This is a genomic window from Brevundimonas sp. AC546, from assembly GCF_979258305.1.
This window is the reverse complement of record NZ_OZ409849.1, coordinates 1,390,652-1,416,132: the sequence shown is the minus strand read 5'-3', so window position 1 is coordinate 1,416,132 and position 25,481 is coordinate 1,390,652. Positions and strand designations below refer to the sequence as shown.

The window sequence follows — 25,481 nt, the reverse complement described above, 5'->3', positions numbered from 1 at the left end:
AGTGCTTCAACTCCTCCTTCGTGATTTGTGACGATTGCGTCCGTCCGACAGGTTGCTCCGGTTTCCGACCTCGAACGCGTCCAGTCGGCGTCGCTTTGGCGCGGGGAGAACCTACCCGCGTTCCGCCGCCGAGATATGATCCTTTACCCATAACGCCCTCCATCTCTTCGCCCGTGCGCCATGTCAGACAGCGACGCGCGCCTTCCGTGCCTGGATCAGACGATGGCGCAGAGCGTCCAACTGCGCCGCGCGACGTTGGGGCGTGTGCTCGGTCTGGACGTGGGCCTGGCCGCTACGGGCCATGGCGAGACGCTTTTCCGGATCGACGATCAGCCCTTCGATTTCGCGAGCCAGCGTAGGGGCGTCGAGGGGGTCGACATAGGTGGCGTGGGGTCCGCTGCCCTCCCTCAGACCGCCGCGACCCGAGGACACGACGGCCGCGCCCGCCGCATGGGCTTCCAGCGCGGCCAGCGGAAAGGGGTCGGCGAACACCGAGGGCGTCAAGGCGATCGAGGCGGTTTGCAGGGTGTCGCGCACCACGGCCCACGGCTGCTGTTTGCGGATGGAGGCGCGGGCGCCAAAGCGGCTGAGACGATCAGCGTGTTTCTGGGCCCACTCCGCATGGGCGTGCCAATCGATGACCAGCAGGTCGGCGCGCCAGTCCGGATGCCGGTCCAGCACGGTTTCCAACGCCTCGCAGATCAGGTCGAATCCCTTCTCGGGCGCCGCCCGTCCGGTGAAGGCGATGACGGGACCGCGGCCATCGACCGGCGCGGACCACAGGTCGGCGTCGATCGGGTTGTGGATGGTGAACCCCCGGTCGGCCATGCGGGGAAAAGAACTGGCGAAGGCTTCTCGCAGATAGTCGCTGACGAACACATGGGCGTCGAACGCGCGGAACCGCCGGGCGTACCGCAGGCGATCCAAGGCGTTGGTCCCGCCGCTGGCTTGATTGTGGCGATACAGGCTGTTGGGAATGTCGGGGAAGGCGCGGGCGATGCGGGCCGAGCTAGGTCCGTGCTGATGAAGCTCGATGAAGTCCGGGCGGTCGCGACGCAACGCCCGGATGATCCGCCCCGTTCGGCCAAGGCCAGGCGCGACCGCCTGGGTTTTCAGCTCGCCACGATCGGCGGCGCCCGCGTCGCAATAGATCGTCAGATCGTCCCGGTCGGCGCTGTAGCGCGCGAGAGTGCGAACCACGGTCTCGATCGAGTTCGGCTTCTCGACGCAGAAGATCGCGCCTGGCCCTAGGACGACGGCGATCTTCAACCGGCGTCGCCCAGCCAGCCCGGCATCCAGCCTTCGTGCCATTCGCGCAGATGGGCGACGGGGATGCTGAACAGGTCGCCCTTATCACCAGAAGAGCCGAAGGCGTCGCCGCCCGCGCGGCCGACGACCGAGGCGTGCAGGCCGGCCTCGCGCGCCTTGGCGATGATGGCGTCGGCGTCCGGCACCGCGACCAGGTAACGGGCCTGGTCCTCTCCGAACAGGAAGATGTGGGCGTGGGTCGCGCTGGAAGCATCCAGGGTCACGCCGACGTCGGAGGCCAGCACCAAGTCGGCGGCCGCGCCGATCAGGCCGCCGTCGGAAAGGTCGTGGACCACGGTCAGGTCGCCGGCCTCGATCAGGTCGCGCACGAAGTCGCCGGTCTTCTTTTCCAGCTTCAGATCGACGGGCGGAGGGGCGCCGTCCTCGCGGCCCAGGACCTCGCGCAGATAGATGGAAGCGCCCAGTTCGCCGTGCGTCTGGCCGATCAGGACCAGAGTGTCGCCCTCGGCCATGGTCGAGAAGTTGGTCACCACGTCATAGTTGGGCAGCAGGCCCACGGCGCCGACGGTCGGGGTCGGCGGGATGGCGACGCCGTTGGTCTCGTTATACAGCGACACGTTTCCGCTCACGACCGGGAAGACCAGTTCGCGGCAGGCCTCGGCCATGCCGTCGATGGCGCGGACGATCTGGCCCATGATCTCAGGGCGTTGCGGATTGCCAAAGTTGAGGTTGTCGGTGATGGCGATGGGGCGCGAGCCGACGGCGGTCAGGTTGCGCCAGGCCTCGGCCACGGCCTGTTTGCCGCCCTCATAGGGGTCGTTCTGGACGTAGCGGGGGGTGCAGTCGGACGTGACGGCCAGACCCTTGTCCGTGCCGTGGACGCGCACCACGCCGGCGTCGGCGCCGGTGGCCGAATCCTGCAGCGTGTCGGCCATGACGTGGCGGTCGTACTGTTCCCAGATCCAGCGTTTGGAGGCCATGTCGGGGCAGGCGATCACCTTCATCACCGCATCGGCCCAGTTCTCGGGCGCGGGGATCTCGGCGTGGTTCAGCTTGGGCTGCAGCACCGGCTGGACCCACGGGCGGTCGTACAGGGGGGCGTCGTCGAACAGGGGCGCCAGGGGCACGTCGCAGACGGTCTCGCCGTGATGCTTCAGCACCAGACGGCCGGTGTCGGTGGTGACGCCGATGGTGGCGGCGTCCAGGCCCCATTTCTTGAAGATGCGTTCGCCGTCGGCCTCGCGGCCCGGCTTCAGGACCGCCAGCATCCGCTCCTGGCTTTCCGACAGCATCATCTCATAGGCGCTCATGCCCTCTTCGCGCTGGGGCACGGCGTCCATGTTCAGCTCGATGCCGACACCGCCCTTGCCGGCCATCTCGACCGAGGAGGAGGTCAGACCCGCCGCGCCCATGTCCTGAATGGCGGCGACGGCGCCCGAGGCCATCAGTTCGAGGGTGGCCTCGATCAGCAGCTTCTCGGCGAAGGGGTCGCCGACCTGAACGGTGGGGCGTTTGGATTCCGACTCGTCGTCGAACTCGGCTGAGGACATGGTCGCGCCATGGATGCCGTCGCGGCCGGTCTTGGAGCCGAAATAGACCACCGACAGGCCGGCCGAAGGCGCGGCCGAATAGAAGATGCTGTCCGACTTGGCGATGCCCACGCACATGGCGTTGACCAGGATGTTGCCGTTGTAGCCCGAATGGAAGTTGGTCTCGCCCGCCACGGTCGGCACGCCGACGCAGTTGCCGTAACCGCCGATGCCGGACACCACGCCCTTGACCAGGCGTTTGGTCTTCTCGTGGCTGGGGTCGCCGAAGCGCAGGGCGTTCAACAGGGCCACCGGGCGCGCGCCCATGGTGAAGACGTCGCGCATGATGCCGCCCACGCCCGTCGCCGCACCCTGATAGGGTTCGATGTAGGAGGGGTGGTTGTGGCTCTCCATCTTGAAGATGCAGGCGTCGCCGTCGTCGATGTCGATCACGCCGGCGTTCTCGCCCGGACCGCAGATGACGCGGTCGCCGGTGGTCGGGAACTTGCCCAGGTGGATCTTGGACGATTTGTAGGAGCAGTGCTCGGACCACATGACCGAAAAGACGCCCAGTTCGACATGGTTGGGCTCGCGGCCCAGCCGGTCGAGGACGACCTGATATTCGTTCGGGGCCAGGCCGTATTCGGCGGCCAATTCAGCCATCGACTTTTCGGGGGTCTTTTGCGGAGCGCTCATGGGCGGCGCTTCTAGCCGCAGATGGGCCAAATGTCAGCCCGCACGGCGCAAGTTCGGGGAACATCGACCATCGCAGGCGGTTGATTCCGACGACAGCCACAGGAGCCGCCATGACCGACACCCCTATCGACCCCGCCGCGACGCCCGAAGATGATGATCTGCCCGAGATCGCCGCCGATGACGCCGGCGCCTCAGCCCTGGCCGAAAAGGCCCAGAAACAGGCCGAAGACACCGAGGAGGATGCGGCATGAGCAAGCCCCACACGGACCGCATCACGCCTGCCTCAGGCCAGCAAATGGATCGCTCGAACGACCCCGAAACGACCGCCGAGATGGATGCCGCAGCGCCGGAGGCCGCGCTGGCCAGCCGGCGTCAGCGATTGACCGGCTCGGCGGTCGGGGTTGGCAGCGTCGGCTTCGATGAAAACGGCGCCTTCGACGTTGGGGCCGACGATCACGACCCTCAGGACGACGCCGTCACCGACACGCCGAAACCCTGAGCCTTACCGGGCGCGTTCGACGCCCGGCCGCAGGCGGAAGGTCAGCAGCAGCCCGCCGACCAGCAGGACGATGGCGCCGGCCAGGGCGGTGAAGGCGACGGCGGGATTGTCCGCCTGTTCGGCGACGAAGGCGCCCAGCAGGCCCCAGGCCGTCGGCAGCGGATAGGCCATCGTCCGCAGAACCGCCGTCACCGCCAGGGCGACGACCACGACCGCCAAGATGGCGACGATGGCCCACAGGCTGGGCGACAGGGCGGCGGGCAGGGCGTCGAACGCCGTCACCGTCGTGATCAGGTTCAGCGGCGCGGCCACCGTCAGCCAGCCGGCCAGGGCCGCCAGAGGCCAGACAAGCAGGATGCGCTCACGATCCATCAGCCGCAGCGCGCGAATATGGCCCGACACCGCCAGCAGCGGCAGCAGCAGGGCGATCAACGAGGCGAAGATCACCCCCACGCTGGCGGCCTTCAGGTTCATGGCCGCCACGATGATCCAGAAGCCGATGCCGAAGAAGGCGACGGCGGACGGCAAGCCCATACGGCCCAGCAGCGGGCTCTCGCCCGTCTGAGGCAGGGCCTGACGGATCGCATAGGCCAGGATGCCGATGTAGATCAGGCCCCAGATCGAGAAGGCGTAGCCGGCGACCCGCAGGGTGCTGTTGCCGTCCGCCGCGAACTCGGCCTGCGTCAGGCCCAGGCCGGCCAGGTTCTGGACCAGGGGCACGACGATGGCGAACAGGGCGGCGGCCAGGACCACCAGTCGTCGGGTGCGCTGGCGGGGCGTGGGGCGGATGATGGAGGACATTCGGGTTCCAGTGCGACGCTTATCGGCCCTTTACGCGCCGGACCGACAGAAGGTTCACCCCGAACGCCAGAAAAGTGAAGCTTGCATTGGCGACCGGCGGCCTCATGCTGTGGGACATGACGCTCCGGGTTCGCCTTTTTTGTCTGTGCCTCGCCGCGTTCGCCGCCGTTGCGATAGCGGGCGAGGGACGGGCGCAAACCGCCTCGACCCTGACGGCGCCGGTCCAGGCGGCATGGACGCGCGTCCGCGCCGCCCTGACGTCCGAGCAACAGGCCAATGAGGTGCGCGGCTTTCTGTCGGCCCTGGCCTCGGCTGAGGGTCGGTTGACCCTGCCGCCGCTGGATGCGCGCGACATCGCCTCGGGTCGTGCGGTGTCTCTGGACGATCCCGCCCTGATGCAACGCCCCCAGGCGCACGAGATCACCGTGACGGTCGGCGGCCAGTTCCTTATCTTCCGCCCCCTGTCGCGCGCCAGCCTGGAGCCGTTTTTCGGTCGGTAGGAACAATCGCCAGGACCGAACGGTTGTCAGGATGATCCCTCAACACAGGAAACTCCCATGGCCGACATCGACAACGACCAACCCTCGCTCGAAGAAGAAGTCGAGGCCAACCGGGCCATCGAACAAGGCCTTGGCGTCGGCGCCCGCGAACTGGCCGCTCAGCGGGAAGCCGGCGAAAAGGCGTTCGACGACGAAGACGACGAGGCCGCAGACCTTTCGGACGGACGCGCCCAGATCAAGGACATCTGAGACCGCGTTCAGGGCTCCATCTTGAAGTTGACGGCGAAGCGGATCATGCGCCCGGCGAGCGGACGTCCTATCGCCGCCGCCTCGTCCGTCAGTCTGATGCAGGCGAGAGGCAGTGAGGCACGGACGTCAACGTCTGATGCTCGCCGTCTCGCGATTGCCGTCAAGCCGCCGCGTAGATGCTTTGGAACAGCGTGGCGCCGTCGGCGGAGCCGAGTTCAGCCTCGAAGGCGCGGTCGGGGTGGGGCATCATGCCCAGGACGTTGCCGCGCGCGTTCTGGATGCCCGCAATGTCGTTGACCGAGCCGTTGGGGTTGTCGACGTAGCGGAACACGACCTGGCCCTCGCCCTCGATCCGGGCCAGGGTCTCGGCGTCGGCGAAGAAGTTTCCGTCGCCGTTGCCCTGGGTCATGGTCACTTCTGCCTGGCCCTGATAGCCGGCGGTGAAGCGGGTCTGGCCGTTGGCGACGGTCAGGGCGATGGGCTTGCAGACGTATTTCAGACCCTTGTTGCGCAGCAGGGCGCCGGGCAGCATGCCGGCCTCGCACAGGATTTGGAAGCCGTTGCAGATGCCGACCACGGCGACGCCTTCGTCCGCCGCCTTCTTGACGGCCTGCATCACCGGCGACTGGGCCGCCATGGCGCCGCAGCGCAGATAGTCGCCATAGGAAAAGCCGCCGGGAATGACGATCAAGTCCAGACCCTTGGGCAGTTCGGTTTCCGCATGCCACACCATGGAGACGGGCTCGCCGGTGGAGCGTTCGACGGCGACCTTGCAGTCGCGATCACAGTTGGAACCGGGGAAGACGATGACGGCTGCGCTCATGGCGCGGCCCTTTAGCAGGGTTCGATCGGCTTGTCAGGCGTCACGTCTCGCGCGCGTCAAGGTTGGCGAATGCGATCCAGATATTGGGTGATCCGGCCCAGATCGATCTGGCTGAATCCGGCCCCGTCCAGCGTACGGCGTTTCCCATCGGCATATCTGAGATGGATGACGCCCTGCATGAGGCCGGCGATGGAATAGACCGTCTGGCTGCTGACCAACCCCTTACCAAGGTAATGGCGGGTCGTCCCGAACCGCCCTTGCAAGGTGACGCCGTCCGGCTCGGCGATGACGCGCCGTCGCATCAGCAATATTCCTGCGCCGACGGCGGCCGCGAGCGCCGCAAGCCAGACGCCGATACAGATCAGCCAGACCCGAAGGCCTTCGCCCTGGAAGGTCCGGGTGACCTCCTCGCCCTTCTCCAGATAGATCAGGAACAGCATGACAGGTGCGAAGCCGAGCATGCCCCAAAGCCCCAGCGACAGGATGCCGAACGGAATCCAGCGATAGGCAGGCCAGGGCGAGACGATATCGCCCGTCTTCAGCTTAAGGCTCGGCTTGGGCATCGACGGATCCTCAGCGGGAGCCGCACTCTAGCGGATTTTCAGACAGCCGCCATCGGACGTCGCCGCCCTGTCAGCCAGGCGACCAGGAAGATGGCGAACCCACCGAGCGACAGGCCGACGCCGACCCAGGCGGTCGAGGTCCAGCCGTAACCGGCCGCGATCGCCATGCCGCCCAGCAGGGGGCCGATGGCGTTGGCGGTGTTGAAGGCCGAGTGATTCAGCGCCGCCGCCAGGGTCTGGGCGTCGCCGGCGACATCCATCAGCCGCGTCTGCAACACCGAGCCCAGGCCGCCGCCGCCGCCGATCAGGAAGACCACCCCCATCACCGCCCACAGGTTCGACGCCGCCATGGGATACAGCGCCAGAGCCGCCGCGCTCCACAGCAGCAGGCCGCCGGCCGCCTTGAACCCCACATGGTCCGCCGCCCAGGCGCCCAGGATATTGCCGAGGAACATGCCGACGCCGAACACGGCGAAAACCCAGGGCAGGACCTCGGCCCCCACGCCCGTCACCGCCTGCAGCGTCGAGGCCAGATAGGCATAGACCGCGAACATGCCGCCGAAACCCACGGCGCCGACGCCCAAGGTCAGCCAGACCTGCCCCCGCTTCAGTGCGCCCAGCTCTCGCCAGGGGCTGGCGTCGGGATGGGCCGGATCGCGCGGGGCGAACAGGGCGACCAGAGCCATGGTGATCACGGCCAGCACGCCTACGATGGCGAAGGTCCAGCGCCATCCATAAGCATGGCTGATGATGTTGACGACAGGCACGCCCAGCACCGTTCCAACGGTCAGCCCCATCAGGATCGTCGAGACCGCCCGGGTGCGAAAATGCAGCGGCACGATGGAGGCCGCGACCAGGGCCGCCACTCCGAAATAGGCGCCGTGCGGCAGGCCGCTGAGGAAACGGAACACCAGCATCCAGCCATAGGTAGGCGCCAGCGCGCTGAGCACATTGCCGACGGCGAACAGGGCCATGAAGCCGATCAGCAGATGCCAGCGCGGCAGCCGCGCCCCCAGCACCGCCAGGATCGGCGCCCCCACCACGACGCCGGCGGCATAGGCGCTGATGACATGACCGGCGGTGGGCGCATCGACGCCCAGGCCGGCGGCGAAGTCGGGCAGTATGCTCATGGCCGCGAACTCGGTCACGCCGATGGCGAACCCGCCCATGGCCAAGGCGATCAGCACGAGGGCGACCGCCCCGCGCGAGCGGACGGGAAGAGCGGTGTCGAGGGCGGCGTCTGTCATGTTGCGTTGCAACCTAATCAGCGTTCATGACACGACAAGGGCGGCGACCCTGATCAGCCCTTGTTTTCGTAGGTCGCCGTGATCGAGGCCTTGGCCAGGGTATGGAAATGCAGGTTGAACCCGAACACGGCGCCGGAGTTGTCGGCCGTGACGTCCAGACTTTCCACATCGACGGCGAAGACGGTGAAGATGTAGCGGTGCGGACCATGGCCCGCAGGCGGGGCGGCGCCGCCGAAACCGGCCTGGCCAAAGTCGGTGCGGCCCTGGATCGCGCTGTGCGGTAGATGACCGCCGGATGACCCCGCCCCGGCCGCCAGTTCGGTCACATCGGCGGGAATATTCGCCACCGTCCAGTGCCAGAAGCCCGAGCCGGTCGGCGCATCGGGGTCATAGCAGGTGATCGCATAGCTCTTCGTCCCCTCCGGCGCGCCGGACCAGGCCAGCTGCGGCGATTGGTTGCCCTTGGCATGAACCTGGGCGTCCGGCAGCACGCCGCCGTCCTGAATGTCGGTGGAGGTGAGGGTGAAAGTCATCTGAAGGGGCTTCCTCGGGATGCAGAAATCAGGCGGCGGACAGGAGGCGCGCTTTCACGCCGCTGCGATCCAACAGCCGCACCGCCTGAACGTCGAAAGAGACGAAGGTTTCCCCGCCCAGCCATTGGCCGTCATGGGCGATGACGCCGTCCGCGAAATCACCGCCCGCTTCCAGAACGGCGAGACCGGCCTCTGCGGCGGGGCGATCCACCGATATGTTGTGCATGTCCAGAAGGCGACGAATGGCGGTGGCGATGTCCTCGCGAGAAGCGCGATAGCCCCGCGCCAGAACCCAGGCGAACTCGCACAGGGATTGGGTGCTGACCGCGACCCGATCTGCGGTCTCCAGGGCGTCGATCGCCAGACGCTGCTGATCTTCGTCGTCGCCGACGACGGCCCGCAAGAGGACGTTGGTGTCGGCGGTGATGTTCACGACCGCTCGGGTTCCGATCCGGCCTGCGCGGTCAGGGCGCCGATCTCCTCGATAGAGAGGCGCGCGCCGTTCGTCCGCCCCTTCAGGTACCCCGATAGGTCGGACCATGAGCCGGTCAGCTGTTCGGCGCTCAGCTCCGCGCGGCCGTCAGGCAGCAGATCCAGACGGATCTTCTGCCCTGGCTGTATGCCGAGGTGCTGTAACACCTCCTTGCGGAAGGTGACCTGGCCTCGGCTCGTGACGGTCAGCGTGGTCATTCCGTCAATGTAATGCGATCATGCATTACATTCAACGGGCGATATCAGGTCGCCTCGATGCGGTAGCCTTCGATCACCGTATTGGCGAGCAGTTGCTCGCACATCTTTTTGGCCTCGCCTTGCGGATCTTCGGCGCCGGCGAGGTCGAACTCGATCAGCTTGCCGACGCGGGCGTTGGAGACGCCCGACCATCCCAGACCCTGCAGGGCGCCTTCGACGGCCTTGCCCTGGACGTCCAGGACGCCGGGCTTGAGGAAGACGTGAACCTTGACCTTGGCCATTAGTGCAGCCCTCCCTGGATCACCGTCGGCATGCCCTTCATGATGCCCAGGCGACGCGCGACTTCGGTATAGCTTTCGATGACATTGCCCAGGTCGCGGCGGAAGCGATCCTTGTCCAGCTTCTCGCCGGTGGTGGTGTCCCACAGGCGGCAGCTGTCGGGGCTGATCTCGTCGGCCAGAAGCACGCGGCTGAAGTCGTTTTCCCAGACGCGGCCGAACTCGATCTTGAAGTCGACCAGGGTGATGCCGACGGCGCCGAACATGCCCGACAGGTAGTCGTTCACGCGCACCGTCATGGCCAGCATGTCGTCCAGCTCCTGGGTCGAGGCCCAGTTGAAGGCGGTGATGTGCTCTTCGGTGACCATCGGGTCGTTGAGCTCATCCTTCTTGTAGTAGAATTCGATGATCGAGCGGGGCAGGGGCGTGCCTTCCTCGATGCCCAGGCGCTGGCTCATCGAGCCGGCGACAATGTTGCGGCAGACGACTTCCAGCGGAATGATCTCGACTTCGCGGATCAGTTGCTCACGCAGGTTCAGGCGTTTGATGAAGTGGTTGGTCACGCCGATGCCGTTCAGGCGCGACATGATGAATTCGCTGATCTGGTTGTTGACCACGCCCTTGCCTTCGAGGACGGCCTTCTTCTGCGCGTTGAACGCAGTGGCGTCGTCCTTGAAATACTGGATCAGGGTGCCGGGCTCGGGTCCTTCGTACAGGATCTTGGCCTTGCCTTCGTAGATCTTCTTGCGCTTGCTGTTCATGGTCCGGTCCCGGCTTACGGGCGCCCTCCAGAAACAAAAATCGCGCGGCCATTTATGGATGGGGAAGACCCGGTCCTGGCGGCGCGTTTCGGAATCGTTCGGGCAGTCAATCTCGTTCGGCGTCTCCTTAGCCGAAGGCGGCCCCCGATACAAATGAGGATGGCGGCCGTGCAATGGATGGGGACAGGATGTCCACCCGACTGAAGTCAGGTTGCGTTCATGGACGGGCGGTCTATAGACGGCCGTTGCCCCGACGTTAGCGGGGCGTACGGAGCTATGCTGAGCGAAATGACGACCTTCGACGATCGGGAAAAGGCCTTCGAGGCCAAGTTCGCCCTCGATCAGGAGCAGGAGTTCAAGGCCATCGCCCGGCGCAACCGGATGCTGGGCCTGTGGGCTGCCGAAAAGATGGGCCTGTCGAGCGAGAGCGCGGATCAGTACGCCGCCGCCGTCGTGCGCGCCGACTTCGAACAGCCGGGCGACGAGGACGTCTTCCGCAAGGTCGCCGGCGACTTCAAGGCCTCGGGCCTGTCGGTGTCGGAAGGCGAGATTCGCTCCAAGATCGACGAACTGGCCTCCATCGCGCGCGAAGGCATCCGCGCGGGCGAGTAATCGTCTGGCCTTCAGGCTGATCCGAGAATTCGAAAGGGCCGCACCCGGGGGAAAGTGCGGCCCTTTCTTTTTTGCCGGGGACGTTGGGGGATGTCTCACCCGGCGTACTGTGCGTCTCGCGCCCCTCAATAACACGGGCGCTGGAAAATGGTTTCAGCCCGAAATGGGTGAGACCGCATTTTATTTTTACGGCATCAGAACCGTGTCCACGACGTGAACCACGCCGTTGGATTGGCCCACGTCCGCCTGGGTGATGGTGGACTTGCCGCCCTTGGCGTCGGTGATGACCCAGGTGTTGTTCGGGCCGGCCGAGACCTTCAGTTCCTCGCCTTGAACCGTCTTCAGCGTGGCGGTTCCGCCGTTGGCCTGGGCCTGGGCGGCGATGTCGGCGGCCGTCAGGCGACCGGCGACGACGTGATAGGTCAGGATCTTGGTCAGGTCAGCCTTCATCGCCGGCTGCATCAGGCTGGTGCGGGTCGCTTCAGGGATTTTCTCGAAGGCGGCGTTGTCAGGTGCGAAGACGGTGAAGGGACCCGCGCCCTGCAGGGTCTCGACCAGGCCCGCGGCCTGAACAGCCGACACCAGCGTGGTCAGGTTGGAAGCTTTGGAGGCGTTGGCGACGATGGTCTCGTTGGGGCTCATCGCAGCGCCGCCCACCATCGGATCGGTCGCGGGGGCCATGGCGGCGCCCTCGGCCGGGGCCATGGCCGTCGATTCAGCCGGGGTCGTGGCGGCCGGTTCGTTGTTGCCGCAGGCGCCGAGCGCCATCAGCGCGCCGCCGGATACGGCGACGAGCATGAGATTGCGAAGCTTGGTCATTGTGTTTCGTTCCCTTTGGGCCGCTCTCAAGGCGGTAACGGGAACGTTACGTTTGGAACCGCGAAGTGGATGCATTGCCCGCGTCAAGACATCGCAGCTTCACCATTCAATCTTCGAACACCACCGTCTTTGTGCCGTGCAGCAAAACGCGGTCTTCCAGATGGCGACGAACAGCCCGCGCCAATACGCGGCGCTCTATATCTCTCCCCTTGCGGATCAGATCTTCGGGCGTGTCGCGGTGACTGATCCGCTCCACGTCCTGTTCGATTATGGGGCCTTCGTCCAGGTCGGGCGTGACATAGTGGGCGGTGGCGCCGATCACCTTCACCCCGCGCGCATGGGCCTGATGATAGGGGCGCGCGCCCTTGAAGCCCGGCAGGAAGGAGTGATGGATGTTGATGCAGCGTCCTTCCAATCTGCGACTGAGATCGTCGGACAGAACCTGCATGTAGCGCGCCAGCACGACCAGCTCCGTGCCCGTTTCCTCGATCAGCCGCAGAAGCTCGGCCTCCTGCGCCGGCTTGTCGCAGGCGCTGACCGGCAGGTGATGAAAGGGCAAGTCGCCCAGATCGACATGGCCGATCTGGGCGCGCGGATGGTTCGACACGACCGCTGTCACCTGCATCGGCAGTTCGTCGATCCGCCAGCGGTACAGGAGGTCCGCCAGACAGTGATCGAACCTTGACGACAGGATCATCACCTTGCGCGGTGCAGGACCTCGCAGGGTCCAATCCATGGCGAACCGGTCGGCCAGGGGCGCAAAGGCGTCGCGGATTGCGGTCTCGGCGTCGCCGTCCGCCGGCTCGAACACCACCCGCATGAAGAAGGTGGCGCTGGAGGCGTCGCCGAACTGTTGCGCGTCGGAGATGTTGGCGTCCCGCTCCAGCAGGAAGGCGGAAACGGCCGCGACGATGCCGTGGCGGTCGGGGCAAGAAAGGGTCAGGATCATCAGGCGGCAGGCTTATCCGGGAGAAACTTCCCCAGTATGGCCCAGCTGTACGCCTTTGCCGACAAAGATATTGCATGGGCGGGGCTGGATGACGGCAGATCGACCAGTTCCACACCCTCGACATCAGCCAGAATACGCCGCCCCAGCTTCGCCGCCAGCCCGCCGTTGAAGGCGACGGCCCGCAGGTTCGACAAACTTTCGACCAAGCCCCGCAGATCGGCCGCCTCCGGCGACCGGATCGCCGCATCCAAACTACCCGACCGTTCCGCCGAGGCGATCACATCCCACAGGCCGACGCGGTGCGCCTTCAACCGTTCGAGCCGTTGCTCATAGGCCAAGGCGACCAGGTCTTCGCCCAGCACCCCGCCGATCAGGGGCCAGAAACCGTTGCGCGGATGGGCGTAATACTGAGCCGCCTTCAGCGAGGCGTCGCCGGGCAAGGATCCCAAGATCAGCAGCCGGGTCTCCACATCGACCACGGGGGCGAAGCCTCGCCTGCGCGCTCCGGTCGAGCGGTCCGTCACTTGACCGGCGGGTCGTCGCGCAGCCAGCCGGTGATCGAGCGGCGCTTGCCGCCAGCATAGGCGGCGACCGGCGCGACGGAGTGCATGCGCGGCGTCTTGAACACGGTCCAGACGTTGAAGCCGGGCTTGAAACCGCGCTCGATGTCGCCGTTCGCGTCGTGGAACATCAGCTGACCGCCCCAGTCGGAGCGCCAGTCGCGCGACAGGCCCAGGGTGTAGGCCGCTCGCCGCTGACCCTGGTCGGTGTCGTCGTGCAGGGTCAGGAAGTCGCCTGGACGGAACCAGGTCGCCTGGGCGTCGATCTTGGTCAGTTCGGCTTCGCCGGTCACGGCCTTCGCGAATTCGATGAATGGCGTGTCGTTGAAGAACTGGATCAAGACGTGGGTTGCATGACCCTGGTCCTCGCCGGTCAGGAAGGCCTTGATGACGGGATAGGCCAGATAGATGAAGGAGAAGCCGTCGCGGCCTTTCCTCAACGCGTCCTGCACACGGGCGTTCAGCGCGTCCCGCCCCAGCGCGGCGATCTCCGGGGGGGATATCAACTCACCGCCCCTCGCCGTCGGCAAGGCCAGGCTCCAGGCCGTGTCGTGTTCCAGCGCCAGCGCCAGCCATTCGGCGCTCTCCTCGTCCAGCAGGTCGGGCACCTGCACCATGCCGTCGCGCGCATAGGCCGCCGCATAGTCGCGGGGGTCGAGCCGGGGATTGAGCCGGATCGTGCGCTCGCTCATGGCCTTCAGTCTCCGAACACCCGCTTGAACACCACGTCCACGTTCTTGGTGTGATAGTCGAGGTCGAACAGGGCTTCCAACTGTTCGGCGGGCAGGGTGACGCGGTCGTCCGCCTTCAGGAAGTCGATGAAGACCCCTTCGCCGCGCCAGACCTTCATGGCGTTCTCCTGCACCGCGGCATAGGCGTCTTCGCGCGAAATTCCGGCCTGGGTCAGGGCCAGCATGACCCGTTGCGAGTGAACCAGACCGCCAAGGCGGTCAATGTTCTTCTGCATGTTCTCGGGATAGACATTCAGCCGTTCGACCACGTTCGCCAGACGCTGCAGGGCGAAGTCCAGGTGGATGGTGGCGTCGGGGCCGATGCCGCGCTCGACCGACGAGTGGCTGATGTCCCGCTCGTGCCACAGGGCGACGTTCTCCATCGCGGGCGTCACGGCCGAGCGGACCAGACGGGCAAGGCCGGTCAGGTTCTCGGTCAGGATAGGGTTGCGCTTGTGCGGCATGGCCGACGAGCCCTTCTGGCCCTTGTCGAAGAACTCTTCCGCTTCCAGCACCTCGGTGCGCTGCAGATGGCGGATCTCGACCGCCAGCCGCTCGACCGACGAGGCGACGACGCCCAGTGCGGCGAAGAAGGCGGCGTGACGGTCGCGCGGGATGACCTGGGTCGAGACCGGCTCGACCTGAAGGCCCATCTTGTCGGCGACATATTGTTCGACGGCGGGATCGACGTTGGCGAAGGTGCCGACGGCGCCGGAGATGGCGCAGGTGGCGATCTCTTCCTTGGCCGTGATCAGGCGGCGTTTGGCGCGCTGGAACTCCGCATGATAGCCGGCCAGCTTCAGGCCGAAGGTCACGGGTTCGGCGTGAATGCCGTGGCTGCGGCCGACGGTCGGGGTGTATTTATGCTCCTTGGCGCGGGTCTCCAGCGCGGCCAGAACCCGGTCGACGCCGTCGATCAGCAAGTCCGACGAGCGCGCCAACTGCACCGCGAAACAGGTGTCCAGCACGTCCGACGAGGTCATGCCCTGATGCAGGAAGCGGGCTTCCTCGCCGACGATTTCCGACACATGGGTCAGGAAGGCGATGACGTCGTGTTTGGTGGTGCGTTCGATCTCGTCGATGCGGTCGGCGTCGAAGGTCGCGTCCTTGCCCTTGGCCCAGATGGCGTCCGCCGCCTCCTGCGGGATCACGCCCAGCTCGGCCATCTTGGTGGCGGCATGGGCCTCGATCTCGAACCAGATCTTGTACTTGATCTCTTGCGACCAGAGGGCGGCGGCGACGGGGCGGGAATAGCGCGTGATCATGGGCGGGTCGTGTCGGTCTCAAGGGCTTCAGAGTCAAGGTTCGTCGCTTGACTTCCCGCCAGCCTGTCCCAGATATCGGCTCAGAGGACGACCTCTCCCTTCATCGGGCATGACCGCCGGGACGACCCGGCTCGCCATGCAAGGGAGCACGTCATGGCCTGGATTTTTCTTCTTCTCGCCGGTCTTCTTGAAATCGTCTGGGCCGTTTTGATGAAGGCGTCGGCGGGTTTCACCAAGCCGTGGCCGACCGTGGGCATGGTTGTCTTCATGATCGGCTCGTTCGGTTTGCTGTCGGTGGCGATGAAGACCCTTCCATTGGGCACGGCCTACGCCATCTGGACCGGCATCGGGGCGGTCGGCGCTTTTGTGGTCGGAGCCTTGTTCCTGGGCGAGCCGCTGACACCACTACGGATCGCGGGCGTCACCCTCGTGGTGTCGGGCCTGGTTGTGCTGAAGCTGGCGTCCAGCCATTGATGGTCGCCACGTTTCCAAGGTGAGGACGACATGGAACTGGTGATCGGAGACAAGGCCTATTCGACATGGTCGCTGCGGCCTTGGCTGGTGCTGAAACACTGCGGCGCGCAGTTCGACGAGATCGTCGTGCCGCTGAACCAGCCGGACACCGATCGCCGCCTTCGTGAGCATTCGCCATCCGGCCTCGTGCCGGTGTTGAAGGTCGACGGCGAGGTCATCTGGGACTCGATGGCCATCGCCGTCTGGGCGGCGGAACGTTATCCCGAGGCGCAGCTTTGGCCCGCCGACGCCCATGCGCGCTGGCTGGCGCGGTCTGCGGCCTGCGAGATGCACGGCGGATTCACTGCCTTGCGGACCGCCTGTTCGACGGGCCCCGATCATTGGATGGTCGGCCCCAGCCGGGCCCCCACGCCGCACCATCCGGGATTGGACAAGGACCTGCGCCGCATCGTCGAACTGTGGCGGGGGATGCGCGACCGGTTCGGGGGCGGCGGGCCGTATCTGTTCGGAGAATGGTCCGTGCCGGACGCCTTCTTCACGCCGGTCGCTGCACGCATTCGCCATTTCCAGCTGAACCTGGCGCCCCACGGCGACGACGGGACGGCCCAGGCCTATGCCGACGCCCTGTTGGCGCATCCTGACTTTCGCCAGTGGGAGGCCGACGCCTTGGCTTTGACGGGGCCTTAACAGGCGACAACCATCCCGGCTGACGCTGCGTTAAGCGGACGCCGTTATCTGTGGAGGCATGAAGAGCCCGACCCTGCGGACCGAACCGGCCGAAACCGCCTCGCGCGGTATTCATCCGGTGATGGGTTATGGTCTGGCGGCCCTGATCGGCGCGGCCTTCTGGGCCAGCCTGCTGTTTACGGTCTTCTAGCGCGCGCCGGCGACGGTGGTCGCTTCGGCGATCAGGACCGGCTCGGCCTGGGGCGGCGGGGCGACATAGTCCAGAGCCATGGGCACGGCCTTGGCGCCTGACGCCAGGGCGTCCAGCGTCTTCAGCGGGCCGCCGAACAGGCGCTGATAGATCCAGTAGCTGGCCATGACCTTTTCGACATAATCGCGCGCCTGAGGCACGTCGATGGTCTCGATCAGCAGCAGGGGATCGGCGTCCGGCCCCAGCTTGCGCACCGCCGCCAGCATCGGTCCCGGCCCGGCGTTATAGGAGGCCACGGCCCGCAGCAGGTCGCCCTGGAAGGCCGGCAGGGCCAGCATCCGGTTGATGTAGGTCTGGCCCAGACGCATGTTCACCGCCGGGACCAGCAGCTTGGACGGGTCGGAAACGAAGCTGCGATCCCCCGTCATCTCGGCCGCCGTCGTCGGCATCACCTGCATCAGCCCATAGGCGCCGACGCTGGAGCGGGCGTTGGGATTGAAGTCGGTTTCCTTCAGCGCCAGCGCATAGACCAGCGACTTCTCGATGACGAAGCCGCCTTCGGGCGCAAGGTCCGGCATCGGATAGCGGGTGGCGTCGATGCGCGTCGCGTCCGCATTGCCGACGGGCATGATGGCGCGCGCCAGGGCCGTCCACATCTTGGCCGCGTCGCCGACGGCGGTGCGCAGGCCGGAACGCAGCTCGGTCTCGGCGTCGGCGCGGCGGCCGACCTCATAGAAGGCGACGGTGCGCTTGGCGCGGGCGTCGGCCTGGACGAAGGCTTCCAGCGCGGTCGGCTCGACGGCGGCGCTTTGGGGCACATAGGCGGCGCGACGCAGGCGCGGCTCGGCCTCATAGGCGCGCGGCCCCATGTTCTCGATGGTCGGCTCCTCGCCCAGCTGACGCAGGGCGATCTGACCATAGAAGGTGGCGGGCCATTGGGCCGAAAGGCGCAGATAGTCGGTCACACGATCCTGACGTCCCGACTGACCGGCCGCGCGCGCGGTCCAGTAGGCGGCGCCGGCGCGGACCCAGGGGTCTTCGGTGGGATCGTTGGCGACGCGTTCGAAGGCGGCGAAGGATTCGTGGAATTGACCCAGCCGCCATTCCGCCAGGCCGACCGTCCACCAATCGCCGATCTGACGGCCCATGGCCGAGGCGCCGGTCAGGTCGTCGTTGTTATAGGCGACGCGCGCCGCCTTCGCCGGATCGTCGACCCCGCCGCCGCCCGAGACAGCCGTCACCAGACTGTTCCAGGTGCGGCCGATCACGCCGCCGGGCCGAACCGGCTCGGGCGCGCCGTCGGGGCGACGACGCAGGGCCAGCGTATAGACGCGATCCGCGCAGGGCAGGTCGGAATAGGTCTCCAGCCAGGCCGTCAGCTCTTCATATGTGGCGACATGGTCGGGGTGGAACAGGCTTTCGAACTCGACCTGACCCAGCAGGACCCGGTCCTGCGCCTGACGCGCCGAGGCGCGAGCCGTCTCGATGTCGCCGCGCCGCAGGGCGTCGAAGGCGGTGGTGTAGGAGATGCGGTCCGCAGAGCTGAGCGCCGTGGGGCGTGTGGAACTGGTGCTCGATCCGGCCGTTGATGCGTAAGGCGTCTCGGCGATGGCCGCGCCCGCCAGGGCGCTGATCGCGACAGCAAGCGTCGGCGCGAGGATCGCGCGGCGGAACAGAATCATAAGCGGCGGCCCCCTCGTTGGCGACGCGCGTAAGCTACTAAGCGCGTGTATGGCGATCGGTCGTCAGCATGCGAGCATGCAGCGATTAGCCTTGTTCTTCAACCGAGTCCGTTTCAAGGCGAACGGCCAGCGAGAGCAGGTCGCTCCACACCTGACGCTTGGCCTGGGGCTGACGCAGCAGGAAGGCCGGATGCAGGGTCGGCATGACGGGGGCGGACACTGCGCCCTCGGCCAGACGCCATTCCTTCCAATTGCCGCGCAGCTTCATGATTCCCTCTTCGGCCTGAAGTACGGACTTGGCCGAGGCCGCGCCCAGCAGCAGGACGGCCTTGGGCTGCAACAGGGCGAAGGCGCGTTCGACGAACGGGGCGCAGACCGCCTGCTCCTGCGGGCTGGGGGTGCGATTGCCGGGCGGGCGCCAGAAGACGGTGTTGGTGATGAAGACCTTGTCGGTCAGGCCCGCCGCCGCCAGCATCCGGTCCAGCAACTGACCTGCCTGGCCCACGAAGGGCTGGCCCATCCGGTCCTCGTCCCCGCCGGGGCCTTCGCCGATGATCAGGACCGAGGCGTTGGGATTGCCGCGCCCGAACACCGACTGGGTGGCGCCCATGCCGCGCAGGGGGCAGCCCTCGAACGCCGCAACAGCCGCCGCCAGATCCTGAAGCGTCGCCGCGCCCGCCGCCAGTCGCCGCGCCTCGGCGATGGCGTCCTCGGCGTTGACGCCGACCAGAGGCGTGACGACCGAGGCGGTCGCCTTCTGCACGGCTTTTACCGCCGGCGGCGGGGCCACATGGGTGTGATCGACGGGCGCGGCGCCATAGCAGGCGTCCACCCCCGCATCCCGCCAGAAGGCGAGCAGGCTTTCGACTGCAGCGATGTCGTGGGGTTGCGCGTTCATGTCTCGGGCTACCGATAAGCCTTGACCGCCCTCGCGTCACCTTCCGATAAGCGGCATAACCACACGGACAACCGGGATTCAGGGGAAATCATGGCCGAAGAAGCCATCGAAGGCGGCGCGGAGAACGCCCGTCAGGAAGCCATCATCGACAATCTGCCGCCGCTGGAGGCGCTGGACGGCGTCGAGCGCGAGGTCATGGAATATGATGTCGTGATCGTCGGCGGCGGCCCGGCCGGCCTGTCGGCCGCTATCCGCCTGAAGCAGCGCGCGGAAAAGGACGGCAAGGACATCACCGTCGCCGTGCTGGAAAAGGCGGCCGAGGTCGGCGGTCATATCCTGTCGGGCGCGGTCATCGATCCCAAGGCGCTGAACGAGCTGTTCCCCGACTGGAAGGCACGCGGCGCGCCGCTGGAGACGCCGGTCACCAAGGACAAATTCCTGCTGCTGGGTCCGCAGGGCGAGGCGTCCCTGCCCATGCCCCTGCTGCCGCCCTTCATGCACAACCACGGCTGCTACATCGCCTCGCTGGGCAATCTCAGCCGTTGGTTAGGCGAACAGGCCGAGGCGTTGGGCGTCGAGGTCTATCCCGGCATGGCCGCCAGCCACGTCGTCTGGGAAGAGGAAACGGGTCGGGTCAAGGGCGTCGTCGCCGGCGTGTTCGGCATCGACCGCGAGGGCAAGCCGACCGGCGACTTCCAGCCGGGCATCGAACTGCACGGCAAGTATGTCTTCATCGCCGAGGGCGTGCGCGGTTCCCTGGCCAAGACCATCATCGCGAAGCACAGGCTTCAGGACGGCAAGTCGCCCCAGAAATACGGCATCGGCCTGAAGGAGCTGTGGCAGGTGCCCGCCGAACAGCACCAGCCCGGCCTGGCCCAGCACACGACCGGCTGGCCGCTGGACGAGCACACCGGCGGCGGCAGCTTCCTGTATCACTTCGGCGACCGCTACGTGGCCGTCGGCTATGTGGTCCACCTGAACTACAAGAACCCGTTTTTGTCGCCGTTCGACGAGTTCCAGCGGTTCAAGCACCACCCGTCCATCGCCCCGCACCTGGAAGGCGGCGCGCGCATCTCGTACGGCGCCCGCGCCATCACCGAGGGCGGGTTGCAGTCGATTCCGAAGCTGTCGTTCCCCGGCGGCGCCTTGATCGGCTGTTCGGCCGGCTTCGTGAACGTGCCCCGCATCAAGGGCAGCCACAACGCGATGAAGACCGGCATGCTGGCCGCCGACGCCGCCTATGATGCGGTTCAGGCCGGGCGTTCGGGCGACGAACTGGTCGAATACCAGACCGCCTTCGAAAAGAGCTGGGTTTTCAAGGAACTGTCGGTCGTCAAGAACGCCAAGCCCCTGCTGTCCAAGTTCGGCACGACCCTGGGCGGGGCGTTCGGCATGTTCGACATGTGGTGCCGCACCCTGCTGGGCGGCTGGTCGCCGATCCCGACGCTGAAGCACGAGAAGACCGACGCCGCATCGACCGAGTTGGCCGGCAAGCACAAGGAAATCCGCTATCCCAAGCCGGACGGGAAGCTGTCGTTCGACAAGCTGTCGTCGGTCTTCATCTCCAACACCAACCATGCCGAGGACCAGCCCGCGCACCTGAAGCTGCTGGACCCGTCCAAGCCGATCCAGGTCAACCTGCCCAAATACGGCGAACCGGCCCGGCTCTACTGCCCGGCGGGCGTGTACGAGGTCGTCTATGCGGACGAGGTCGCCAAGACCGATCCGCGCTTCGTCATTAACGCCCAGAACTGCGTCCACTGCAAAACCTGCGACATCAAGGACCCGTCGCAGAACATCGTCTGGACCACGCCCGAGGGCGGCGGCGGTCCCAACTATCCGAACATGTGACGGAATAACCCCTTTAACCCGCTCATCCCGGCGAAAGCCGGGACCCAGCGCTTTCGCATCGTCCGTGCGTCGGATGACCACCGGCCTCCGACATCAGGCGCCTTTCGCCCATAGATCTGGGTCCCGGCTTTCGCCGGGATGAGCGGAGTGGGGGAGCAATCATCTGTCCTCTTGCGGGGGCGTGTGAAAGCGTGAAGGGTCGAGGCATGATCGCCTCCCGTTCGCGCCCCCCTCATTCGCGCCTGTTCGCCGCCTCCCTGACCGTTCTCGCCCTGGCCATGGCCGGACAGGCTGTGGCGCAGGATACCACGCCCCCCGCGCCGACGCCGCAGACCCATCCGCCGGCGATCATCCTTGCACCCGGCGAGCCCACGCCGGGCCAGGCGCCTTTGGATCAGGCGCCGTCCAGTCAGGACGCCGCGCCCGATCCCCACATCATCATCACCGACACCCCGGTCGCTCCGGCCATCCCTGCGGTCTGGGCGCCGATCCCGACGAACGCCGAGGGCCGCAGCGCCTATGGCCTGTATCTGGCGGGCAAGCTGGCCCTGATGCAGGGCGAGGGCGCCATCGGCTCGAACTATCTGGCCCAGGCCGAGCAACTCGCGCCGGAACAGCCGCGCGTGCGCGAACAGGCCTTCACCTCCGCCCTGCTGACCGGCGATCTGGACGTGGCGGCCGCGCTGGCGCCCACCGATGCGACCGCCTCGCCCGCCTTCGTCGAGGGTGGACGCCTGGTTCGGTTGGTCCAGGACTTCGTGCGCGGCGACGCAAAAACGCCCAACGCCGCCCTGGCCCAGCAGCCCATCGGCTCTCCCCATGCCCGCGCCGGCCTTCTGGTCGCGCCGTGGATCGCGGCGGCGGCCGGGGACTGGAACCGCGCGCTTCAGCCCGCGCCGATCAGCGGCGATCCCCTGACCCTGGCCTTCGCCCGCATGAACCGCGCCGCCCTGCTGGAAAAACGCCGCGACTATGCCGAGGCCGAGGTCGAGCTGAAGGCCGCTGCGGACGTGGCCGGTGTCGGCGCCCTGTTCAAACGCCCCTATGGCGAGTTCATGGAACGGCGCGGCCGTCGCGACGACGCCATCGCCCTGTATGAGGCCGCGATCGCCGTCCAGCCCGTCGATCCCGGCGTCGTACGCGCGTTGCAGCGGGTGCGCGACGGCGGTCGGCCCCCAGTCCTGCCCGACTTCCGCGAAGGCGCGGCGCAGGGCCTGATCACCGCCGCCGCCCAGGCCTCGGCCGAACGCGGCAACGAATTCGCCGCCGTCTATCTGCGTCTAGCGCAGAACCTGCACGATGACGACGAGACCGAGTTCCAACTGGCCCAGGTCCTGTCGCGCGCCGGGCTGAAGTCGGCCGCCCGCAGCGCCCTGTCGCGCGTCGGGACCGACGATCCCCAGCTCTACGCCGCCGCCCGCGCCCAACTGGCCATCGCGCTGGAAGAGGACGGCCAGTCGGACAACGCCCTGGCCGAACTGCGCCGCGCCGCCGCCGCCAGCCCAGACGACGGCCGCATCGCCCTGGTCCTGGCGGGTCAGTTGATGCAGCTGAAACAGCATGACGAGGCGCTGACCCTGTTGGACGGCCCGGTGCTGAACACCGCTGATCAGGGCGCCAGCGTCCACTTCCTGCGGGGCGCCGCCTATGAGGCCCTGGGTCGCACGCCCGAGGCCGAGGCCGAACTGTGGGCCGCGTTGCAAACCGCGCCCAATGACGCCGACATGTTGAACTACCTGGGCTATCTGTGGGTGGACAAGGGCCTGCGGGTCCAGGAAGGCGCCGAAATGATCGCCCGCGCCCACGCGCTGGAGCCCGACAACGGCAACATCCAGGACTCGCTGGGCTGGGCGCAGTTCAAACAGGGCCAGTTCGAAACCGCCGTCGACACCCTGGAACAGGCCGTCGACAAGGAACCCGCCAACGCCGAGATCAACGACCACCTCGGCGACGCCTATTGGCGGGTGGGCCGCGAACGCGAGGCGGTCTGGCTGTGGAACCGCGTCCTGGTGCTGGAGCCCGAACCCGAACGCCGCGCCGATGTCGAGCGCAAGATCGCCAATGGGCTGGATGCGGCGCCGGCCTCGGGTGTTTCCAACTGAAACAACCGCTCATCCCGGCGAAAGCCGGGACCCAGTTCTTTGGGCGAAAACCTGGTCCGGTTGACGCGACTTCTATCCAACGCACTGCCGAGCGAAAGGACTGGGTCCCGGCTTTCGCCGGGATGAGCGGATGAAAAAAACGGGCCGACCGGCTAAGCATCAGTGATGCCGATTTTCACTGCCCTGGCTCCGGCCAAGATCAATCTGTTCCTGCACGTCGGGGCGGTGGACGCCGACGGCTATCACCCGCTGACCAGTCTGGTCGCCTTCGCCAACGTGGGCGACCGTGTGTCGGTCGAATCGGCCGACCATCTGTCCCTGAGCGTCACCGGCCCGTTCGGCGGCGCGCTAAGTGACACGCGCGACAATCTGATCCTGCGTGCGCTTCGCCGCCTGGGCGAGGTGTCAGGGATCGGAGAGCCGAAGCTGAGGGTCGTGCTGGACAAACGCCTTCCCATCGCGGCCGGGTTGGGCGGCGGGTCGTCCGACGCGGGCGCAGCGCTGAAGCTGGCGCGTCAGGCCCTGTCGCTGGATATCGACGATGCGGCGCTGGAAGCGGTCGCTGGCGTCGTCGGCGCGGACGGCCCCATGTGCCTGCGCATGCGCACCGCCTGGGCCGAGGGCAGGGGAGACGTGCTGACCGACGAACCGCGTCTGCCGCCGTTGCCGGCCGTCCTGTTCAACCCCGGCGTTCCGTCGCCGACTGGCGGCGTCTATCGGGCCTATGACACCGGGCCGGTGCGCACAGCCGACCGCCCCGAGGCGTCGCACGACTGGTCCGTCGCCGCCGTCATCGACTGGCTGTCGGTTCAGCGCAACGACCTCCAGCCCCCGGCGCTGGCCCTGACGCCCGCTATCGCGCACGCCCTCGCCGCAGTGGCCGCCACGCCGCAGGTCGCCCTGACCCGCATGTCCGGCTCGGGCGCGACGGTGTTCGGCCTATATCCCACCGCGGCGGCGGCCCAGGCAGCGGCGCAGAATCTGGCTCTCGCTCACCCCGGCTCCTGGGTCACAGCAACAACCTTGGCCGTTCAGTAGCGTTCGAGGTTTATGGCCGAATACTGGCGATCGTTCCTGTGGAACGCCGATATCGCCAAGGTCTCGCCTTGATCATCACAATCGTTACGCATTGTTTCAGAATCTCGGAACCAGATCACTGGTTTCTGATTTGAGTCCGCAGTTCCGATGACTGGAACGGATCGTCGCCTCCCCGGAAGCGATCCTCAAACAGAAAAAGGATATCGCCATGCTTCGTGCAAAACTGCTTGCCGCAACCGCCGTGGTCACCCTGATGGCCGCTCCCGCCTTCGCTCAGGAAATGACGCCCCCGGCGACGACCCAGACGTCGCCCGCGCCGGCCCAGGCCCCCGTGCCGCAGACTGACCCGTCCATGCCCGCCGCGCCCGCATCGGCGCCGGCCGCTGAAGCCGCTGCGCCGGCTGCGACGACCACAGCCCAAGCCGCTACGCCCGCCGCCGGCGAGACCGTCGTCGACAAGCTCAAGGCGAGCGGCCAGTTCACCACGCTCCTCGCCGCCCTCGACGCGGCCCAGTTGACAGAAACCCTGGCGACCCGTCCGGCCATCTCGATCTTCGCCCCGACCGACGCGGCCTTCGCGGCCTTGCCTGAGGCCGACCGCACGCGTCTGATGGATCCGGCCAACGCCGCCGAGCTGCGTCAGCTGCTGCTCTATCACGTCATCGTCGCCGATGTGACGCCCGACCAGATCATGGGCAAGAAGGGCGGCGTCCCGACCGCCGCCGACAGCCAGATTCTGCTGGACGGCACCGGCTCGGCCATCAAGGCTGACGCCGCCACCGTGGTCAGCGCCGAGCTGGACGCCTCGAACGGCGCGATCTTCCCGATCGACAAGGTCCTGAACCCGGCGAACTCGATGGCGGCCATGGGCGATGAGGAAGCCGCCGCCGCCCCTGCCGACGCCGCCGCTCCGGCTGAGGAAGCTGCTCCGGCCGCCCCGACTGCTCCGGCGACCGCGCCGAGCGGCGAACCGGCTGCGACAACGACCACCACGGCCTCGCCCCCGGTCGCCAATCCGACTGATGGTCAGGTCGATCCGTCGGCCACGCCCCCGGTCGATGCGGCTGATCCCGCCGCCGACGGCGGCGACGAAGCCAACCCGACTCCCCAGTAAGCTGGGCCAAATAATACGGGTCACCCACGCGCTCGCTTGGTTAGCGTGTTGAAGCGGAAGGCGGCGGGCCC

The 25,481-nt window shown here is 66.9% G+C and carries 30 protein-coding genes; 12 read left to right on the top strand and 18 right to left on the bottom strand.

The window, feature by feature from the left end:
* Nucleotides 1-183 precede the first annotated feature (183 nt).
* Nucleotides 184-1,269: a glycosyltransferase family 4 protein gene (locus ACZZZD_RS07015; protein ID WP_463433854.1), complete on the bottom strand. Its 1,086-nt coding sequence runs from the start codon at nucleotides 1,267-1,269 to the stop codon at nucleotides 184-186.
* Nucleotides 1,266-3,494 (bottom strand): phosphoribosylformylglycinamidine synthase subunit PurL, encoded by a 2,229-nt coding sequence (gene purL / locus ACZZZD_RS07010; RefSeq protein WP_463433853.1) that lies wholly within the window; start codon nucleotides 3,492-3,494, stop codon nucleotides 1,266-1,268. The genes ACZZZD_RS07015 and purL overlap by 4 nt, the downstream gene beginning before the upstream one ends.
* Before the next feature lie 110 nt (nucleotides 3,495-3,604).
* Here purL and ACZZZD_RS07005 point away from each other — a divergent pair, with 110 nt between their 5' ends.
* Nucleotides 3,605-3,745, top strand: coding sequence for a hypothetical protein (locus tag ACZZZD_RS07005; protein WP_463433852.1), 141 nt, complete (start codon nucleotides 3,605-3,607; stop codon nucleotides 3,743-3,745).
* Nucleotides 3,742-3,993 (top strand): Tat pathway signal protein, encoded by a 252-nt coding sequence (locus ACZZZD_RS07000; RefSeq protein WP_463433851.1) that lies wholly within the window; start codon nucleotides 3,742-3,744, stop codon nucleotides 3,991-3,993. Before ACZZZD_RS07005 ends, ACZZZD_RS07000 begins: the two co-directional genes overlap by 4 nt.
* Nucleotides 3,994-3,996: 3 nt before the next feature.
* Here the strand turns inward: ACZZZD_RS07000 and ACZZZD_RS06995 are convergent, their stop codons facing one another.
* On the bottom strand, nucleotides 3,997-4,794 hold the full coding sequence (locus ACZZZD_RS06995) for a hypothetical protein (protein WP_463433850.1): 798 nt from the start codon (nucleotides 4,792-4,794) through the stop codon (nucleotides 3,997-3,999).
* Nucleotides 4,795-4,868: 74 nt separating this feature from the next.
* On the opposite strand from ACZZZD_RS06995, the gene ACZZZD_RS06990 reads away from it, so the two are divergent.
* Nucleotides 4,869-5,294, top strand: a complete 426-nt coding sequence (locus tag ACZZZD_RS06990; protein WP_463433849.1) for a hypothetical protein — start codon at nucleotides 4,869-4,871, stop codon at nucleotides 5,292-5,294.
* Nucleotides 5,295-5,351: 57 nt separating this feature from the next.
* Complete coding sequence (locus tag ACZZZD_RS06985; protein WP_463433848.1) at nucleotides 5,352-5,543, top strand: hypothetical protein; 192 nt, start codon at nucleotides 5,352-5,354, stop codon at nucleotides 5,541-5,543.
* A gap of 160 nt (nucleotides 5,544-5,703) precedes the next feature.
* Here the strand turns inward: ACZZZD_RS06985 and purQ are convergent, their stop codons facing one another.
* The 8 genes from purQ to purC are packed head-to-tail and all read right to left on the bottom strand — an operon-like array spanning nucleotide 5,704 to nucleotide 10,438.
* Nucleotides 5,704-6,366: a phosphoribosylformylglycinamidine synthase subunit PurQ gene (purQ, locus tag ACZZZD_RS06980; protein ID WP_463433847.1), complete on the bottom strand. Its 663-nt coding sequence runs from the start codon at nucleotides 6,364-6,366 to the stop codon at nucleotides 5,704-5,706.
* Nucleotides 6,367-6,422: 56 nt separating this feature from the next.
* On the bottom strand, nucleotides 6,423-6,929 hold the full coding sequence (locus ACZZZD_RS06975) for a hypothetical protein (RefSeq protein WP_463433846.1): 507 nt from the start codon (nucleotides 6,927-6,929) through the stop codon (nucleotides 6,423-6,425).
* Nucleotides 6,930-6,967: 38 nt separating this feature from the next.
* On the bottom strand, nucleotides 6,968-8,176 hold the full coding sequence (locus ACZZZD_RS06970) for an MFS transporter (protein ID WP_463433845.1): 1,209 nt from the start codon (nucleotides 8,174-8,176) through the stop codon (nucleotides 6,968-6,970).
* A gap of 53 nt (nucleotides 8,177-8,229) precedes the next feature.
* Complete coding sequence (locus ACZZZD_RS06965) at nucleotides 8,230-8,709, bottom strand: YbhB/YbcL family Raf kinase inhibitor-like protein (protein WP_463433844.1); 480 nt, start codon at nucleotides 8,707-8,709, stop codon at nucleotides 8,230-8,232.
* A gap of 28 nt (nucleotides 8,710-8,737) precedes the next feature.
* Nucleotides 8,738-9,142 (bottom strand): type II toxin-antitoxin system VapC family toxin, encoded by a 405-nt coding sequence (locus ACZZZD_RS06960; RefSeq protein ID WP_463433843.1) that lies wholly within the window; start codon nucleotides 9,140-9,142, stop codon nucleotides 8,738-8,740.
* A complete protein-coding gene (locus ACZZZD_RS06955) occupies nucleotides 9,139-9,399 on the bottom strand; it encodes an AbrB/MazE/SpoVT family DNA-binding domain-containing protein (protein WP_463433842.1) in 261 nt (86 codons plus the stop codon). The genes ACZZZD_RS06960 and ACZZZD_RS06955 overlap by 4 nt, the downstream gene beginning before the upstream one ends.
* Nucleotides 9,400-9,443: 44 nt before the next feature.
* Nucleotides 9,444-9,680, bottom strand: coding sequence for a phosphoribosylformylglycinamidine synthase subunit PurS (gene purS / locus ACZZZD_RS06950; protein WP_463433841.1), 237 nt, complete (start codon nucleotides 9,678-9,680; stop codon nucleotides 9,444-9,446).
* Nucleotides 9,680-10,438 carry a phosphoribosylaminoimidazolesuccinocarboxamide synthase gene (gene purC / locus ACZZZD_RS06945; protein WP_159849540.1) on the bottom strand — a complete coding sequence of 253 codons (759 nt, stop codon included), beginning with the start codon at nucleotides 10,436-10,438 and terminating at the stop codon, nucleotides 9,680-9,682. Before purC ends, purS begins: the two co-directional genes overlap by 1 nt.
* A 288-nt stretch (nucleotides 10,439-10,726) precedes the next feature.
* On the opposite strand from purC, the gene ACZZZD_RS06940 reads away from it, so the two are divergent.
* Nucleotides 10,727-11,050 carry a DUF1476 domain-containing protein gene (locus ACZZZD_RS06940; RefSeq protein WP_426019842.1) on the top strand — a complete coding sequence of 108 codons (324 nt, stop codon included), beginning with the start codon at nucleotides 10,727-10,729 and terminating at the stop codon, nucleotides 11,048-11,050.
* A 186-nt stretch (nucleotides 11,051-11,236) separates the two neighbouring features.
* Here the strand turns inward: ACZZZD_RS06940 and ACZZZD_RS06935 are convergent, their stop codons facing one another.
* The 5 genes from ACZZZD_RS06935 to purB all read right to left on the bottom strand — a co-directional run bounded on the left by ACZZZD_RS06935 (nucleotide 11,237) and on the right by purB (nucleotide 15,374).
* Nucleotides 11,237-11,869, bottom strand: a complete 633-nt coding sequence (locus ACZZZD_RS06935) for a fasciclin domain-containing protein (RefSeq protein ID WP_463433840.1) — start codon at nucleotides 11,867-11,869, stop codon at nucleotides 11,237-11,239.
* A gap of 106 nt (nucleotides 11,870-11,975) precedes the next feature.
* Nucleotides 11,976-12,818 carry a formyltetrahydrofolate deformylase gene (gene purU / locus ACZZZD_RS06930; protein WP_463433839.1) on the bottom strand — a complete coding sequence of 281 codons (843 nt, stop codon included), beginning with the start codon at nucleotides 12,816-12,818 and terminating at the stop codon, nucleotides 11,976-11,978.
* Complete coding sequence (locus ACZZZD_RS06925; protein WP_463433838.1) at nucleotides 12,818-13,342, bottom strand: DNA-deoxyinosine glycosylase; 525 nt, start codon at nucleotides 13,340-13,342, stop codon at nucleotides 12,818-12,820. The genes purU and ACZZZD_RS06925 overlap by 1 nt, the downstream gene beginning before the upstream one ends.
* Entirely contained in the window at nucleotides 13,339-14,070 is a 732-nt protein-coding gene (locus tag ACZZZD_RS06920) for a 2OG-Fe(II) oxygenase (RefSeq protein WP_463433837.1), read from the bottom strand. The genes ACZZZD_RS06925 and ACZZZD_RS06920 overlap by 4 nt, the downstream gene beginning before the upstream one ends.
* Before the next feature lie 5 nt (nucleotides 14,071-14,075).
* Nucleotides 14,076-15,374: an adenylosuccinate lyase gene (gene purB, locus ACZZZD_RS06915; protein ID WP_463433836.1), complete on the bottom strand. Its 1,299-nt coding sequence runs from the start codon at nucleotides 15,372-15,374 to the stop codon at nucleotides 14,076-14,078.
* Between the two features lie 153 nt (nucleotides 15,375-15,527).
* Here purB and ACZZZD_RS06910 point away from each other — a divergent pair, with 153 nt between their 5' ends.
* From ACZZZD_RS06910 to ACZZZD_RS06900, 3 genes are read left to right on the top strand one after another with little or no spacing between them, the layout of a single operon-like run.
* Complete coding sequence (locus ACZZZD_RS06910) at nucleotides 15,528-15,848, top strand: DMT family transporter (RefSeq protein WP_463433835.1); 321 nt, start codon at nucleotides 15,528-15,530, stop codon at nucleotides 15,846-15,848.
* 30 nt (nucleotides 15,849-15,878) lie between these two features.
* Complete coding sequence (locus ACZZZD_RS06905; RefSeq protein ID WP_463433834.1) at nucleotides 15,879-16,535, top strand: glutathione S-transferase family protein; 657 nt, start codon at nucleotides 15,879-15,881, stop codon at nucleotides 16,533-16,535.
* A 58-nt stretch (nucleotides 16,536-16,593) separates the two neighbouring features.
* Nucleotides 16,594-16,725, top strand: coding sequence for a hypothetical protein (locus ACZZZD_RS06900; protein ID WP_463433833.1), 132 nt, complete (start codon nucleotides 16,594-16,596; stop codon nucleotides 16,723-16,725).
* Here the strand turns inward: ACZZZD_RS06900 and ACZZZD_RS06895 are convergent.
* Both ACZZZD_RS06895 and ACZZZD_RS06890 read right to left on the bottom strand, forming a co-directional pair.
* Nucleotides 16,722-18,407 (bottom strand): lytic transglycosylase domain-containing protein, encoded by a 1,686-nt coding sequence (locus ACZZZD_RS06895; protein ID WP_463433832.1) that lies wholly within the window; start codon nucleotides 18,405-18,407, stop codon nucleotides 16,722-16,724. The genes ACZZZD_RS06900 and ACZZZD_RS06895 overlap by 4 nt on opposite strands.
* An 85-nt stretch (nucleotides 18,408-18,492) precedes the next feature.
* Nucleotides 18,493-19,305, bottom strand: coding sequence for a uracil-DNA glycosylase (locus ACZZZD_RS06890; RefSeq protein ID WP_463433831.1), 813 nt, complete (start codon nucleotides 19,303-19,305; stop codon nucleotides 18,493-18,495).
* 195 nt (nucleotides 19,306-19,500) lie between these two features.
* Between ACZZZD_RS06890 and ACZZZD_RS06885 the strand changes: the two genes are divergently transcribed.
* The 4 genes from ACZZZD_RS06885 (at nucleotide 19,501) to ACZZZD_RS06870 (ending at nucleotide 25,410) form a co-directional block, all read left to right on the top strand.
* Entirely contained in the window at nucleotides 19,501-21,156 is a 1,656-nt protein-coding gene (locus ACZZZD_RS06885) for an electron transfer flavoprotein-ubiquinone oxidoreductase (RefSeq protein ID WP_463436095.1), read from the top strand.
* 206 nt (nucleotides 21,157-21,362) lie between these two features.
* Nucleotides 21,363-23,258: a tetratricopeptide repeat protein gene (locus ACZZZD_RS06880; RefSeq protein WP_463433830.1), complete on the top strand. Its 1,896-nt coding sequence runs from the start codon at nucleotides 21,363-21,365 to the stop codon at nucleotides 23,256-23,258.
* Between the two features lie 165 nt (nucleotides 23,259-23,423).
* Nucleotides 23,424-24,296, top strand: coding sequence for a 4-(cytidine 5'-diphospho)-2-C-methyl-D-erythritol kinase (locus ACZZZD_RS06875; protein WP_463433829.1), 873 nt, complete (start codon nucleotides 23,424-23,426; stop codon nucleotides 24,294-24,296).
* A 208-nt stretch (nucleotides 24,297-24,504) separates the two neighbouring features.
* Entirely contained in the window at nucleotides 24,505-25,410 is a 906-nt protein-coding gene (locus ACZZZD_RS06870) for a fasciclin domain-containing protein (protein WP_463433828.1), read from the top strand.
* The last annotated feature ends 71 nt before the right edge of the window (nucleotides 25,411-25,481 follow it).